At 68.2% G+C, this 14,216-nt stretch carries 13 protein-coding genes; 2 read left to right on the top strand and 11 right to left on the bottom strand.

Annotated features, from left to right (window positions below; translation table 11 throughout):
* The first annotated feature begins 111 nt into the window (after positions 1-111).
* Positions 112-2,112 (top strand): TonB-dependent copper receptor, encoded by a 2,001-nt coding sequence (locus tag ACUDAL_RS15670; RefSeq protein WP_444678774.1) that lies wholly within the window; start codon positions 112-114, stop codon positions 2,110-2,112.
* 48 nt (positions 2,113-2,160) lie between these two features.
* On the opposite strand, the gene ACUDAL_RS15665 is transcribed toward ACUDAL_RS15670, so the two are convergent.
* The 11 genes from ACUDAL_RS15665 to ACUDAL_RS15615 all read right to left on the bottom strand — a co-directional run bounded on the left by ACUDAL_RS15665 (position 2,161) and on the right by ACUDAL_RS15615 (position 11,305).
* Positions 2,161-2,544 carry a DUF6164 family protein gene (locus tag ACUDAL_RS15665; RefSeq protein ID WP_444678773.1) on the bottom strand — a complete coding sequence of 128 codons (384 nt, stop codon included), beginning with the start codon at positions 2,542-2,544 and terminating at the stop codon, positions 2,161-2,163.
* The gene (locus ACUDAL_RS15660) at positions 2,544-3,125 is read right to left on the bottom strand and encodes a hypothetical protein (protein ID WP_444678772.1); all 582 of its coding nucleotides are present in this window, start codon (positions 3,123-3,125) and stop codon (positions 2,544-2,546) included. The genes ACUDAL_RS15665 and ACUDAL_RS15660 overlap by 1 nt, the downstream gene beginning before the upstream one ends.
* A 71-nt stretch (positions 3,126-3,196) precedes the next feature.
* A complete protein-coding gene (locus tag ACUDAL_RS15655) occupies positions 3,197-3,589 on the bottom strand; it encodes a c-type cytochrome (RefSeq protein WP_444678771.1) in 393 nt (130 codons plus the stop codon).
* A 22-nt stretch (positions 3,590-3,611) separates the two neighbouring features.
* Entirely contained in the window at positions 3,612-4,193 is a 582-nt protein-coding gene (locus tag ACUDAL_RS15650) for a nitrous oxide reductase accessory protein NosL (protein ID WP_444678770.1), read from the bottom strand.
* 26 nt (positions 4,194-4,219) lie between these two features.
* Positions 4,220-5,044, bottom strand: a complete 825-nt coding sequence (locus ACUDAL_RS15645; protein ID WP_444678769.1) for an ABC transporter permease — start codon at positions 5,042-5,044, stop codon at positions 4,220-4,222.
* The gene (locus tag ACUDAL_RS15640; protein WP_444678768.1) at positions 5,041-5,988 is read right to left on the bottom strand and encodes an ABC transporter ATP-binding protein; all 948 of its coding nucleotides are present in this window, start codon (positions 5,986-5,988) and stop codon (positions 5,041-5,043) included. The genes ACUDAL_RS15645 and ACUDAL_RS15640 overlap by 4 nt, the downstream gene beginning before the upstream one ends.
* A gap of 31 nt (positions 5,989-6,019) precedes the next feature.
* Positions 6,020-6,151 carry a hypothetical protein gene (locus ACUDAL_RS15635; RefSeq protein ID WP_444678767.1) on the bottom strand — a complete coding sequence of 44 codons (132 nt, stop codon included), beginning with the start codon at positions 6,149-6,151 and terminating at the stop codon, positions 6,020-6,022.
* Positions 6,109-7,290, bottom strand: a complete 1,182-nt coding sequence (gene nosD / locus ACUDAL_RS15630) for a nitrous oxide reductase family maturation protein NosD (protein ID WP_444678766.1) — start codon at positions 7,288-7,290, stop codon at positions 6,109-6,111. The genes ACUDAL_RS15635 and nosD overlap by 43 nt, the downstream gene beginning before the upstream one ends.
* 55 nt (positions 7,291-7,345) lie before the next feature.
* A complete protein-coding gene (gene nosZ / locus ACUDAL_RS15625; protein WP_444678765.1) occupies positions 7,346-9,238 on the bottom strand; it encodes a TAT-dependent nitrous-oxide reductase in 1,893 nt (630 codons plus the stop codon).
* A 4-nt stretch (positions 9,239-9,242) separates the two neighbouring features.
* Positions 9,243-9,962: a 4Fe-4S binding protein gene (locus ACUDAL_RS15620; protein ID WP_444679410.1), complete on the bottom strand. Its 720-nt coding sequence runs from the start codon at positions 9,960-9,962 to the stop codon at positions 9,243-9,245.
* 41 nt (positions 9,963-10,003) lie between these two features.
* On the bottom strand, positions 10,004-11,305 hold the full coding sequence (locus tag ACUDAL_RS15615) for an FMN-binding protein (RefSeq protein WP_444678764.1): 1,302 nt from the start codon (positions 11,303-11,305) through the stop codon (positions 10,004-10,006).
* A 565-nt stretch (positions 11,306-11,870) separates the two neighbouring features.
* Between ACUDAL_RS15615 and nosR the strand changes: the two genes are divergently transcribed.
* On the top strand, positions 11,871-14,072 hold the full coding sequence (nosR, locus tag ACUDAL_RS15610) for a transcriptional regulator NosR (RefSeq protein WP_444678763.1): 2,202 nt from the start codon (positions 11,871-11,873) through the stop codon (positions 14,070-14,072).
* Positions 14,073-14,216 lie beyond the last annotated feature (144 nt).

The following is a 14,216-nucleotide window of genomic DNA, read 5'->3' as shown; positions in this document are numbered from 1 at the left end:
CCCGCCGTGGCTTGCCGGACGCAAGGCGGCCCCAGGCGCGCTGCTGGCCTCGTTCTTGCTTTGTCGGTGCGGGGAACCTCCCCGGATCATGACAACTGGGAACCAAGCACAATGACTCATCGCGTTTCGTTTTGCCGCACCGGCCTGGCCGTTGCCGCCTCGCTGGCCGCCGCGCCGGTGGCGCTGGCGGAAACCTCGGCGCCGCTCGCCTCGCCGGCCCTGTCGACCATGGTAATCACCGCGCCGGCCATGAGCGACCCCTATACCGTCACTACCGATTCCCGCACGCCGCGGCTGCCGCTGCCGGCCCAGGACGGCGGCGCCTTCCTCAAGTCGATTCCCGGTTTTACCGTAAGCCGCAAGGGCGGCACCAGCGGCGACCCCGAGCTGCGCGGCCTGGGCGGCTCGCGGCTGGGCATCCAGGCGGATGGCAGCCAGGTGCTGGGCGGCTGCGGCGGGCGCATGGACCCGCCCACGGCCTATATCTTCCCCCAGGCCTACGACCGTGTGGAGATCGTCAAGGGCCCGCAGAGCGTGCGCTACGGTGCGGCTCCGGCCGGGGTGGTGCGCTTCGAGCGCGACAAGCCGAGCCTCACCGAGCCCGGCGTGGCGGGGTTCGCCAGCACCACGCTGGGCAGCCACGACCGCTTCGACCTGGTCACCGACCTGACCGCCGGCAGCCAGGCGGGCTATGTACGCCTGATCGGCACCCTCTCCGACCAGGACGACTACCGCGACGGCGACGGCAGCACGGTGCGCTCCGAGTACCACCGCTGGAGCGGCACCGCCATCGCCGGCTGGACTCCTGATGCGGACACCCGCATCGAGTTGGCCTACGACCGCAGCGACGCCGAGGCGGCCTACGACGACGGGCGTCCGCTCGACGGTACCCGGTTCGACCGCACCGGCTACACCCTAAGCGCCAGCCGCCGCCACCTCACCCCGTGGCTGAGCGAGGTGGAGGCGCAGCTCTTCTATAGCTATATCGATCACGTGATGGACAACTTCACTCTCAAGGCGCCGCCGACCAATCCCCAAGGGCAGCCGCTGCTGCGGCTGGGCAACCCGGACCGCCGAACCTTGGGCGGGCGCCTGGCCGCCGAGCTTGAGCTGGCGCCGACCACCCAGGTGGCGGTGGGCATGGACTACGCCGAGAACCGCCACAGCAACCGCGGCGGCGTCGACTACCGCGAGCGGGAGCGCAGCCGCAACGCCGAATTCACCGATCTGGGAGTCTTCACCGAGGTGGAACAGGAGCTGACCGAGCGCAGCTGGGTTACCCTTGGCCTGCGCGTAGACCGGGCCGAGGTCGAGTCGCTGACGGGAACCGACGCCGCCCCTGGGTTCTACGCCGATGCCGGCCTTGGAGAGCGGTCGCGCGCCACCCTGTGGAGCGGCTTCGCCCGCTACGAGCATGCGCTGGAAGCGCAGCCGCTCAGCCTGTTCGCCGGGGTCGGGCGCGCTGAGCGGGCGGGCGATCACTGGGAGCGGCGCTGGGTCTTCGACATCGACCCCGAGACCCTGACCCAGCTCGACAGCGGGGCCAGCTGGAACGGCGAGCGGCTGAGCGCCAACCTCTCGCTGTTCTACGGCTGGTACGACGATTACATCCTGATCGACGAAAGGCCGGGGCAGGGCAGGGTGCGCAACGTGGACGCCACCACCTATGGTATGGAAGCCGACATGCGCCTGCGCCTGAACGATAGCTGGCACCTCACTTCCAGCCTGGCCTGGGTGCGCAGCGACAACGACACCGACGCCCGGCCGCTGGCGCAGACGCCGCCGCTGGAGGCGACCCTGGGGCTCGACTATGCGCAGAACGCCTATTTCAGCGGGGTGCTGCTGCGCGGTGTGATGCGTCAGGACCGCATCGCCGAGGGGCAGGGCACCATCTACAGCCTGGATATCGGGGAAACGCCCGGGTTCGCCACCGCCTCGGCCTACGCGGGGCGCCAGCTGTTCGGCACCACCACCCTGACCCTGGGCGTCGACAACCTGTTCGATCGCACCTATGCCGAGCATATCCAGCGCGGCACCACGGAGATGCTGGCCACCGAGCGCGTCAACGAGCCAGGCCGCATGGTCTGGGCCAACCTCACCACCCGCTTCTGAGCCGCCTCGCCGGGGCAGGCGTGGCCCGCCCCGGCGAAGGTGAGGCTATCAGGACGGGCCGCTAAAGCCCTCGATCAGCCCAAGGAAGGGCAGCAGGGTCAGCGCCAGGACGGCGAGCACCGCCAGCGCCACCAGCAGCAGTTGGATCGGGTGGTGGCGCAGCCGCCGCCACAGCGTGGGTGCCTCGCCGCGCTCGACCCGGCCGGCGTGCTCGCGCTGGATGCGTTCGCGCCGCTCGGCCTGGTAGCGGTCGAGCACCGCGCGGGCCGCCTCCTGCTGCGAGGCGTCGCGCAGCCAGATGGCATCCACCCCCAGGCGCCAGAAGCCGGCGTGGGTCTCGTAGGTGTCGAAGCCGTGCTCGTCGAGCAGCCGGCGCACCTCCCAGGCCTCCTCCTCCGAGACCTGGGTCAGCCGGAACAGCAGCACCGCCATCAGCGCGCCGCCTCGCACAGCCGCTCGGCGCGGGCGATGGCCGCACCGGCGCCCGCCAGGTCGAAGCTCATGAACCAGTAGTCCTCATCGCCGCGATCGAAGCGCAGTCGCAGGGTCTCGCCGTTGCGCATCTCGTCAATCAGCAGGGGCTGGGTGTCGAGGTAGAAGTTGACGTAGAAGCCGTTGTCGCCGCGCTGGGTGATGAACTCGGCCGCGCCGCTGTGGATGGTGGCGTAGTCGACGCGCAGGTCCCCCGGCACCAGGTTGGCCACGCGGCTCTCGGGCTGGTGCTCGGCCAGCTCGACGCGCACCTCAAGCCACGGCAGGTCGCACACGCCCGCGGTGTAGTTGAGGCTGAGGATGGAGTCGCTGTAGCTGTGCTGCTCAAGGGCGCGGAAGTGGCGTTCGTCGCCGAGCGACAGGACCAGCGAATGCCAGCGCCCATGGGCTTCGACTTCGCTGATGTTGTAGTTGGTGGCCTGCGCGGGGCTGGCCGCCAGCAGGGCTGTCAGCAGCCCTGCGGCGACGCTGCGGCGGACGGCGCCGCACAGCGGGCGGGAAGGCGGAAGGGGGTGGGTCATGGCCGGTTTCCTGGTCGACAGGCTACGGATGGTAGCACCCGTATCGCCCGGCGCCGACCCCGCCGCGACGGTCAGTCGTTTGCCGCGGGGGCGGGGTTCGTCGACGGCCAGCCGCGTGGCGACAGGCCGGCATAGTAAGCGGCAAGATGAGCGATATCCTGATCGCTCAGCCCGCGGGTCATGCTCGCCATCAGGTGGCCACTCTCGCCGGCCTGGAAGGCCTTGAGACGCTCTACGATATGCGCTTCATCGAGCCCGGCGATGGAGGGGTAGCGCGAGGTCACGCTGCGCCCCTGGTGGCCGTGGCAGCTGGTGCACAGCTTGGCCATGGCCTCGCCTTGCTGGGGGTCGCCGCGCAGCGCCGCGGGCGACGCTGCGGTGTTGGACCCGGTTGCCTCGGCGTGGGCCGCATGGCCCGTCAGGCTCAGCAGCAGGACGAAGGTCAGGATGAAGGGCGTGGGCATGGCAGCCTCCTGTGTCGCTGGGTCAGTGGCCGTGCATGCCGCCGCCGTGCATGCCGTTGCCGGTGCCGGGCTGCATGCTGGCGTCGGCGCGGGCCAGGTCGGTCAGCAGGGCCAGGTCGATGTCGCCAAAGGCCAGCACCTCGCCGCCATGGGTGTCGCGGAAGGCGTCCGCATGGTGGCGCTCGCGGAACGAGGCCAGGGTGTGGCCCATGGCGCCGCGCTGGTCGTGGCCCACCACGTACCAGGCCTCGCTGGCCAGGATATAGGCGTCGTCGGCCGGGCGGCTCCAGGGCGTGACGGCGACGTCATGCACCCAGGCGTGGCTCAGGCGATTCTCGTTCTCCGGCTGCAGCAGGAAGGCAAACATGTCGGTGGTGGAGCAGAACTTGCGCACCGCCTCGTCGCGGGTCAGGTAGACCTGGCCCTTGGGGCCGGGCAGGTCCGCGATCAGCATGCCGCATACGTGGCAGCTGTCGCCGTCGGTGATCGGCTGGGCCGGCGCCAGCGGGCGGTCCGCGTCGCCGTCGCCGCAGCCGGCCAGCAGCAGGGCCAGCAACAGGACCAGGGCGAAGGCAAGCGGGCGGGCAGGAGGCGTGCGAATCATCGTGAATCTCCAGTTGGCGAGCCCGATCAGGCCGAATGATGGCGGAAGCGCAGCACGGCCAGCCCCAGCGGGGCGACGATCCAGCCGACCAGCACCAGCATCAGCCAGCCGGCGTGGAAAGAGGCGTTGCTGGCGATGGCGGTCACGCCGGTGTAGGCCTGGGCGGACTCGAAGCCGACCATGTTGATCAGGCGGAAACCGTCGGCGGGGTTGAGCAGCAGCAGCCACGGCAGCCAGTCGCCGCCGCTCTGCACGCTGACCAGTAGCGCCAGCAGGCCGAGGTCGAAGACGATCACGAACAGGAACCATACGCCCAGCGCCAGCCCGGCGGCGCGCGCCTTTTCGCTGACCCACACGCTGATCAGGTAGGCGAAGGCGATGAACACCCAGCCCAGCAGCACGCTGCTGAGGATCAGCAAGCCGAGGCTGGCGACCAGGTCGCCGATTACCACGCCATCGGCGGCGAAGGCGATCACCACCCCGGCGATGCCGAAGCCGAGCGCCGTGGCGGCGCCGAGGATCAGGCCGTGGCCGAGGAACTTGCCCAGCAGCAGCGCGGTGCGGCTGAGCGGGTAGGTGAGCAGCAGCAGCAGGGTGCCTGCCTCCTGTTCGCCGACCACCGCGTCGTAGGCCAGCAGCAGGGCGATCAGCGGAATCAGGAACACCGCCAGGGTCGACAGGCTGACCACCGTGGTGGCCAGCGAGGTGAAGCCCATGCCGCCACTGGCGGCGGCGCCGAACCAGGCGATGCCCACCGCGAGGGCGGCCAGCACCAGCGCGATGGCCAGCACCCAGCGGTTGCGCAGGCCGTCCTGGAACTCCTTGCGGGCGACGATCAGGGTAGCGTTCATGAGCGGTCTCGCGTCTCAGAGGTGGAGGCGGCGGCCACGGGCGCCGAGAAGTGAGCGTAGAGATGCTCCAGGGTCGGTGGCAGCACGTCGATGTCCTCGACGCCGGGAGTGCCGGTCAGCCGGCGCAGGGCGCTCATCTTCGCCGACGGATGCACGCCGAGCTCCAGCGCGCAGCCGTTGAGGTGGCGCGGTGCGATGTGGCTGTCGTCGTCCCAGCCCCGGGTCCAGTCGATGCCCTGCCACTGCCCCTTGGCACGGATGGTCAGCGGCAGCGCCGCCTCGCGGCGCAGCTCGTCGAGGCTGCCGAGCGCCAGGCGGCGGCCGGCGCCGAGGATCAGCGCGCGGTCGATGTAGGGCTCCACCCCGGGCAGCACGTGGGAGGAGAGCAGCACGGTGCAGCCGCGCTCGCGCAGCTCGCGCACGGTCTCGTAGAAGTCGCGGGTGGCGGCGGGATCGAGGCCGGTGGTGGGCTCGTCGAGCAGCAGCAGGCGCGGCTCGCCGAGCAGCGCCTGGGCCAGGCCGAGGCGCTGGCGCATGCCCTTGGAGTAGGTCTTGACCCGGCGCTTGGCGGCGTGGCCCAGGCCGACCCGTTCGAGCAGGGTGTCGACCTGTTGCCGGTCGACCCGCTTCAGGCGGGCGAAGTAGGCGAGCACCTCGCGCCCGCTGAGCTGCTCGTAGAAGCTGACGTTCTCGGGCAGGTACCCCAGGTGGCGGCGCAGGGTCTCGGCATGGGGGCCGTCGGGGGCGCCGCCGAGCACCGAGAGCGTGCCTGCGCTGGGTGAGATCAGGCCCAGGATCAGCTTCATGGTGGTGGTCTTGCCGGCGCCGTTGTGGCCCAGCAGGGCCAACACCTCGCCCTCCTGTACGGTCAGGTCGAGGGCGTCGAGGCGGGTGAGCTCGCCATGGCGCTTGGTCAGCCCATGGCATTCGATGACCGGCTTCATGAGTGGGCCTCTGCAAGGTCGGGGGTGCGCATCAGGGGGCGCTGTCCTGCACGCCCTGGGCACGGAAGATGGGGAACTGGCGCTGCACCCAGCGCAGTGCGACCACCGCGGGGCTGTGCATCAGCAGCTTGGCTTCGGGGAAGCGCCACAGCAGCCGGTCCACGGCGTCGTTGGGCTCGTAGGGAGTGTCGCCGACGCCGTCGCCGTCGAGATCCCAGCCGAGGTAGTCGCTCCAGTAGTTGCCGCGCCCCGCGTGGACCACTCCTGGGTGCGCGTGGCCACGTACATGACCTGCTGGCGGTTGTTGATGAAGGCGTTGCCGTAGAGGCGGTTGTGTTCGGAGCCGGCGGTCAGGTGGATGCCGAGCTCGCTGTCGGCCAGGCGGTTGCCGACGATCTCGTTGCTCTGCGAGTTGTAGATGAACAGCGCCTTGCCGTCGGCGCCCAGCGTCACGCCGTGCTCGCTGCCCGCGGGGCCGTGCCAGGCGGTGATGCCGCTGATGTGGTTGCCGGCGATGGTGCTGTAGTTCACGTAGTTCATCAGGATGCCGTAGTTCATGTCGTTCTCGGAGCGGTTGCCCACCACCTCGAGGTCGCGCGACATCATCAGGGCATAGCCGGCGCGAGTGCCGCTGGTGTGATTGCCCACGATCTTGCCGCCGTGGGTGAACATGTAGTGGATGCCGAAGCGCGAGTCGCGCAGGCGGTTGTTGCGAAATACCAGGTCGCGGCTGGTATCGACGTAGATGGCGTCGCGGGCGTCGCGTACGTCGTTGTCGGCCACCAGGCCGCCGCTGATGTTGTACAGGCGGATGGCGTCGCCGCGGTCCTGCGAGCGCACGGCGGTGTTGCCGGAGAACTGGTTGCCGATCAGCGTCGGTTCGTCGAGATGCCACGCCCAGACGCCGAAGGCGACGTTTTCCATGCGGGTGGCTTCGAGGTGCAGGCGATGTGCGCCGCGTTCGGCATGGACGCCGGCATTCATGTCGGTCAGGTTGAAGCCGGAGTTGCGCAGAGTCAGGCCTTCGATGCGCACGTCCGCAGCGGTTACCCGGATCACGTCGCCATGGCCCTCGGCGTCGAGGATGGCACCGGGTTCGCCGCGCAGGGTCAAGGACTTGTCGATCAGGATGCCGCCGGTGTGCGTGCCTTCGGCGAGGATCAGCTCGCTGCCGGGCGAGGCGGCATCGATATGAGACTGGAGAGGACCGTCGTTGGGGGCGATGCGCAGCTCGGCAAAGGCGAAGGTCGCCGTCAACAGCAGGCTGCAGCCACCCAGGAGAGAAAGAACAGTACGTGTCACCACGGTCACCTCGGGGCATTACGGTGGCCGGCCCCGCAGGGCCGGCCAGGTTACATCAGGCTTCTACCAGCATTCTGCCAGACATTTCCATGTGCAGCGCGTGGCAGAACCAGCTGCAGTAGTACCAGTGGACGCCGGGCTTGTCGGCGACGAAGGTCACGGAAGAGGTCTGCTGCGGGTGGATCTCGAAGTTGATGCCATGGTTGACCAGGGCGAAGCCGTGGCTGACGTCCTCGATGGTATCCATGTTGGTGACCACGATGGTGACTTCGTCGCCCTTCTTCACGCGGAACTCGGTGGTGCCGAAGTTCGGTGCCACGGAGGTCATGTAGACGCGCACCTTGTTGCCGTCGCGGATGACCTTGTTGTCGGTCTCCAGCGTGACGCCATCGGCACGGGCCATGGCCACGGTCTCGGCGAAGTAGGGGTCGTCGCGGGTATAGACCTGCGCCGGGTTGAGCTGGTCGGCGCGGATCATCAGCGCGTCGTGCGGCTCGGCGTAGGTCGGGCCGTCGTGGATCAGCTTCATCTGCTCGCCGGTGATGTCGATCAGCTGATCGTTCTCGGCGTGCATCGGGCCGACCGGCAGGAAGCGGTCCTTGGAGAACTTGCACAGTGCGGTGAGGTACTTGCCGTCGACGTCACGGCTACAGGCCAGCGAGGCCTTGAGGTGGCCGATGTTGTAGTGCACGTCGATGCGGTCGCGGATGTAGTTCACTTCCTCGCCGTTGTAGGCGCGGATGGCATCCTCGATGTTCCACTTCACCACCTGGCTGTCGAGGAACAGCGAGGTGTAGGCGTTGCCGCGGTTGTCGAAGGTGGTGTGCAGCGGCCCCAGGCCCACTTCCGGCTCGGCCACCACGGTGTCGCGCGGGTCGGACAGGCCGCCGTCGAACCACTCGCCGACGCGCGCCCACTCGATCACGGTACAGGTCGGCGACAGCTTGCCGCTGACCACGCAGTACTTGCCTTCCGGCGGCGCGGTGTTGACGCCGTGCGGGCTGCGCGGGGTCGGGATATAGAGCGCGAAGGGGTTGCGGCCTTCGTGGGCCTGCTCGCGGGCGTCGACCACCGGCACGGCGGAGTCGCCGATGGTGGTGTGGCGGCCTTCGGCAACGGCCTTGTCGATGGCCGGCACGTCGAAGATCACCGTCCAGTCGCGCTCGGGGCCCATCATTTCAGGCAGGGTCATGCCGCGGCTGGAGTTGTAGCAGGAGGCGGCGACGAAGCGGCCGGTGTAGTCGGTATCGCAGTTGTCGAGGTTGCCGTCGACGATCGCCTGCCACTTGATCTCCATGGTGGCGGCGTCGAGCTTGGTGATCATGGTCCAGTACTGGCTCGGGTCGTCCAGGTGCTGGCCGTTGTTGGGCAGCGGGATGATCATCTCGCCCACGGCGAAGACGTCACGCGTCTCCGGCACGCGCTGCAGGGTCAGGCCGTGGATGGCCTGCACGTTGGGAATGGTGACGATCTTGTCGGCGCGCATGATGTCCAGGCGGATACGTGCGACGCGGGTGTTCAGCTTGTCGTTGATGAAGCACCAGCGGCCGTCGTAGCGGGCGTCGGTGTAGCTCACCTTGGGGTGGTGGGTGTCGCCGTTGAGCGGCGCATTCGGCCCCAGCACGCGCTTGGACTCGTTGGTGATGCCCCAGCCGGTGGCGCTGTCGACGTTGAATACCGGAATGCGCAGCAGTTCGCGCATGGAGGGCACGCCGAGGATGCGCACCTCACCGGAGTGACCGCCGCTCCAGAAGCCGTAGTATTCGTCGAGCTCGCCCGGGGCGACCTCGTGACCGTTGCCGGCAGCGGCCTCGGCGGGGCGGCTGCGGACCAGGGCGCCGGCGCCGAAACCGCCCGCCAGGCTGGCCTCGGCCACGCCGGTCACCGCGCTGTTGCGCAGGAAATTCCGGCGGCTGAGGTCCTTGATGTGGTCGTTCTTGTTGCTCATGGTTTCACTCCTCCTGAAGAGTGGGAATGCGCTGCAGTTTGGCCTGGCTGCCCTGCGCAGCGTCGGCCGGGAAGGTACCCACGGCACCGCCCGAAGAGGAGGCGCGGGCGGCCTTCTCGTAGCGCTTGCGGCGCTTGACCATCGGCGGGCAGCGGCGGTCGTCGTGATAGGTCACCTGGCAATCCAGGCAGTAGTGGCACTCGTTGGCGTTGATGCGGCCGTCCGGATGGATGGCGGCGACCTCGCACTCGTTGGCGCAGATCTGGCAGGGCGTACCGCAGTTGCCGCGGTGGCGCTTGAGCCAGTCGAACAGGCGCAGGCGGGCGGGAATGGCGAGCCCCGCGCCCAGCGGGCAGATGTAGCGGCAGTAGGCCTTGTGGGTGAACGCCGAGATGGCGAGCAGGCCGAGTGCGTAGAGCAGGAAGCCCCACTCGCGCTGGAAGCGCATGGTCACCGCGGTCTTGAACGGCTCGACCTCGGCGTAGCGCTCGGCCTGCCCCAGCGAGTGCAGCGACACGGCGAACAGCGCCAGCAGGATGATGTATTTCAGCGCCCACAGCCGTTCGTGCACGGCGAACGGCAGCTCGAACTGCGGCACGCGCAGCTTGCGCGCGGCCTTGTTGATCAGCTCCTGCATGGCGCCGAAGGGGCACAGCCAGCCGCAGAACACGCCGCGGCCCCATAGCAGCAAGGTCACCGCGACGAACGACCAGAGGATGAACATCATCGGGTCGATCAGGAACGAGGCCCAGCTGAAGCCGCCCATCAGCGAATGCACGAAGGTGAGGATGTTGACCACCGAGAGCTGGGCCAGGGCGTACCAGCCGATGAATACCACGGTGTAGACCAGAAAGCCGGTGCGCAGCGGGGCGAAGACACGCGGATAGCGCACCAGTACGTCCTGGAACAGCATGACCGCGGTGAGTACGGCGAGCCCTGCGCCCAGCACCACGATCTGGAAGGTCTTGTCGCGCCACACCTGGACCCACAGCGCCTCCTCCACCGGGGCTCCGCGCGCTCGATGAAGCGCTCGGGAATGCTGTAGTGGGCGTTGAAGCGCACGAACTCGGTTTCCAGCGGCCCGGCGGCGCGGCGCACCAACAGACCCAGCTCCCAGGGCTCGCCCGGGTCGAATTCGGCCTCGTTGCGTATGATGAAGATATCGCGCTCGGTGAGCCGCGGGGCGCCGTCGATGGCCAGGCGTACGATGCGGCGGTGGTCGCGGTCCTGGAAGGCGATGTTGGTGGTGCCCTGGGCCGCCTCGACGCGGTCGAAGATGCCGCCGCGCACATAGCCGGAGCCCTTGAACGAGTAGTCGCCGCTGGCCATCACGCCGATGGCGTGCTCGCCCTCTTCCAGGCGCTCCATCAGCTGCTCGTAGACGATGTCGCCCAGCAGGTTGCGCCCGGCGGTGGGGGCGTTGAGGTAGGTGACGTAGAGGTCGATGAAGGTGCTGTCGGCCGCTGCGCCGCTGGCGTAGCCCTCGGCCAGGGTGCCGACGAAGGCGGCGTCGATCTCGCCGTGGGTCAGGTGCAGGCGGCGAATGGTGCCGTCGCCCACCAGGGTTTCCCAGTCGGCCGGCTCGAACACGTCGTGGCGTACCTCGGCCGGTGGGGTGGCCAGCGGGTCGGGAATCAGCCCGCGCTCGGCGGCGACGCGCCGCGCCGAGCGCATGATCGTCTCGGTGAGCACGATCACGGTGACGGTAGCGCCGGAGATGGCGTCGAGGTTCTCGCCGACGCGCAGCTTCTCGTTGACATGGTGCGGCACGTGGGCGTCGGCGTAGTCGGTCAGCCGCTGCTCTGGGATGCCCACCAGCATGATCGGCTCCTCGTGGCCGAGGATGGTGGCCTGGGTGAGCTGCGCCTGCAGGTCGATGCCCACCAGCATGCTGATCGGCTTGCCAGAGTAGGCCGGGATCGGTGCGACGTCGTCCGTCTCGAAGACGTAGCCCAGCAGGGTGTCGCCGGCGTAGACCGCCTGGGCGGGATAGTCGCCTTCGGCCTGGGCCAGGCGGGTGGCGTCGGGGAAGCCGGGGCGCACCTGCTCCAGTTCGATGGCTGCCACGGCGGGCGCGAGACACAGAAGCAGCGCTGTCAGCCAGAAGTATGCCAAGGGGATGAATGCGTTGCGCCGGATGGACATGGGCGGTCCTTATTTTTACCTGGCGTGCGTCGAGTTCGAGGCGGGAACGTCACAACAGGTATCTGAAATGAATCTTTTGGCCTTTAAAGACGCCCGGCACATCTGGCCAGGCGGCTAAACGCATGATGCCGGAAGCCCTTGGCAGTCGAATTGACATGGGTCATGACCTCTGTGGCTTTTCGCCGCAGGACACCATGTCGCAGGCCACGAAGCCCGTCGTGGCGCGGCCTGAGGCAGGTTGTCGCAGTGCCGGTCGAGACCCGGAATTTCTTGATCGAGGTCAGACTCCGCATTTTTTCGGCTCTAAGCTTGGGCCGAACAGGAATGTAACAAGCTTGTTTTCCCTTGAAGAAAAGTGACCCGTGGCGCCTTCGCGCCGCTGCTGGCCCGTGCCTGTTTTTTACCGGCGGCCGGCGGGGTCGCGCCGATTCCTGCCGCGCTGTGCGAAGTGGCCCAGTGCGAAGACACATGATGCGGAGACTTATCCATGCGGTTCCTACGAACCTGGCTGCTGCTTCTTGCAATGGGACTTGGGCTGCTGCCGGTGGCGGCACAGGCCGACGACTGGCTGGCGACGCTCTTTCCCGAGGCCGACGCCCTGGGCGAGACCCATGTCGCGCCGCCGGTGACGGCGCTGCTGCGTGATGGCGAGCTCGTCGGCTACGCCTTCGAGACCAACGACATCGCGCCGATCCCGGCCTACTCGGGGCATCCGGTCAACATGCGCGTCGGGATGGATCTGCAGGGCCGGATCACCGGGGTCGAGGTGCTCGATCACTCGGAGCCGATCATGCTGGTGGGCATCCCCGAGACGGTGCTGGATGACTTCGTCGAGCAGTACGTCGGCAAGTCGGTGCGCCAGAAGGTGCGGGTCGGGCTGTCGAGCCAGCGGCGCGAAGGCTATGAGCTGGTCGATGCGGTGTCCGGCGCCACCGTCACCGTGGTGGTGATGGGGGAAGGCATCATGCGCTCGGCGCGGCAGGTGGCGCGTGAGCTTGGCATCCTCGAAGGCGGCGGTGGTAGCGGGCTCGCCCGGGTGCGCCAAGATCATTATGAGGAGACCGGCTGGGAAGCGCTGCGCGAGGATGGGGCGATCGGCCACCTGCGCCTGAGTCGCGGCCAGGTCGATGCCGCCTTCGTCGGCACCGCCGCCGAGGGCATCGACGCCGCCCCGGCCGGGCGCGAGGACGAGACCTTCATCGACCTCTACGTCGCCTATCTCAATGTGCCTACCATCGGCCGCAACCTGCTCGGCGAGGCGCAGTACGCCCAGCTGATGGAGACGCTGGCGGAGGGCGAGCACGCGCTGGCGATCATGGCCGACGGGCGCTACTCGTTCAAAGGCTCGGGCTTCGTGCGCGGCGGCATCTTCGACCGCATCCTGATCCACCACGGCGGGCGCTCCGACCAGTTCCGCGACACTGACTACCTCAGGCTGTGGAACCTGCAGATCGACGGCGCCCCGCGGCTGCCTGAGCGCGACATTTTCATCCTGCGCGAGGAGGCCGGCTTCAACCCCGGCCTCGCTTGGGAGCTGGAGCTGCTGGTGCGGCGACAGGTGGGCGCGCTGGACACCGAGTTTGCCGGGTTCTCGGTGGAAGTGCAGGTACCCGAACGGTTCCTCGCGCTGCCCGAACCGAGCCTCGGCATGCTCGAGGACGAGGCCGCCTCGCGCCCACTGTGGGTCTCGGTGTGGGAAGACCGGGTCATGCATATCGTGGTGCTGGGCCTGGGCCTGGCCGTGCTGACCCTCATCCTGCTGTTCCAGGACTGGCTGGTGCGGCGCCCGCGGCTCACCCACGTGCTGCGTACCGGCTTCCTGCTCTACACCGTGGTGTTCATCGGCTGGTACGCGCTGGCCCAGCTCTCGGTGGTCAATATCCTGACCTTCACCAACGCCCTGTTCACCGACTTCCGCTGGTCCACCTTCCTGATGGACCCGATGATGTTCCTCCTCTGGTCGTTCGTCGCGGTGACCCTGCTGCTGTGGGGCCGCGGCGTCTACTGCGGCTGGCTGTGCCCCTTCGGTGCCATGCAGGAGCTGATCAACACCGCGGCGCGCAAGCTGCGCGTACCCCAGTTCGAGCTGCCCTTCGCCGTGCACGAGCGGCTGTGGGCACTGAAGTACCTCATCCTGCTGGGCCTGTTCGCGCTGTCCCTGCAGTCGGTGGGGCAGGCCGAGGTCTTCGCCGAGGTCGAGCCGTTCAAGACCGCCGTGCTGCTCAAGTTCCAGCGCGAGTGGGGCTTCGTGCTCTATGCCGTGCTGCTGCTGGCCATCAGCGCCTTCAATCAGAAGTTCTACTGCCGCTACGTCTGCCCGCTGGGCGCCGGACTCGCCATTCCCGCCCGCCTGCGCCTGTTCGACTGGCTCAAGCGTCACCGCGGCAGCTGCGGTACGCCCTGCCAGATCTGCGCCAACGAATGTCACGTGGCCGCCATCCATCCGGACGGCCGCATCAATGTCAACGAATGCCACTACTGCCTGGACTGCCAGCTGACCTACCACGACGACCAGCGCTGTCCGCCGATGGTCAAGCGGCGCAAGCGCTTCGAGAAGGCGACGCAGCTGAGCCGCAAGGGGAGGACACCCGGCGTATTCCCGCCATGGAGGTTGGCAGCGAGGCATGAGCGGGCCGCGCCTTCCGGCGCCGGCCCACGAGCAAGGGCGAGGCCGTGCCCCGCGGCATGACCTCGCCGGAGCAGCAGGAGCGCCAAGGCAGCTGCGGCGCTGAGCCCTATCAGAAAAAACGAACGAAACGAACGGAACGGAGGAAGTGTCATGAGCGGGAATCAGAGGGATGATCAGGACCTGGCCAATACCCCGTTGCTGGCG

This window comes from Halomonas sp. E19 (genome assembly GCF_052439355.1).
GTDB lineage: Bacteria > Pseudomonadota > Gammaproteobacteria > Pseudomonadales > Halomonadaceae > Halomonas.
Note: the sequence above shows the minus strand (reverse complement) of the source record. Positions and strands in the feature narration are given on the sequence as shown.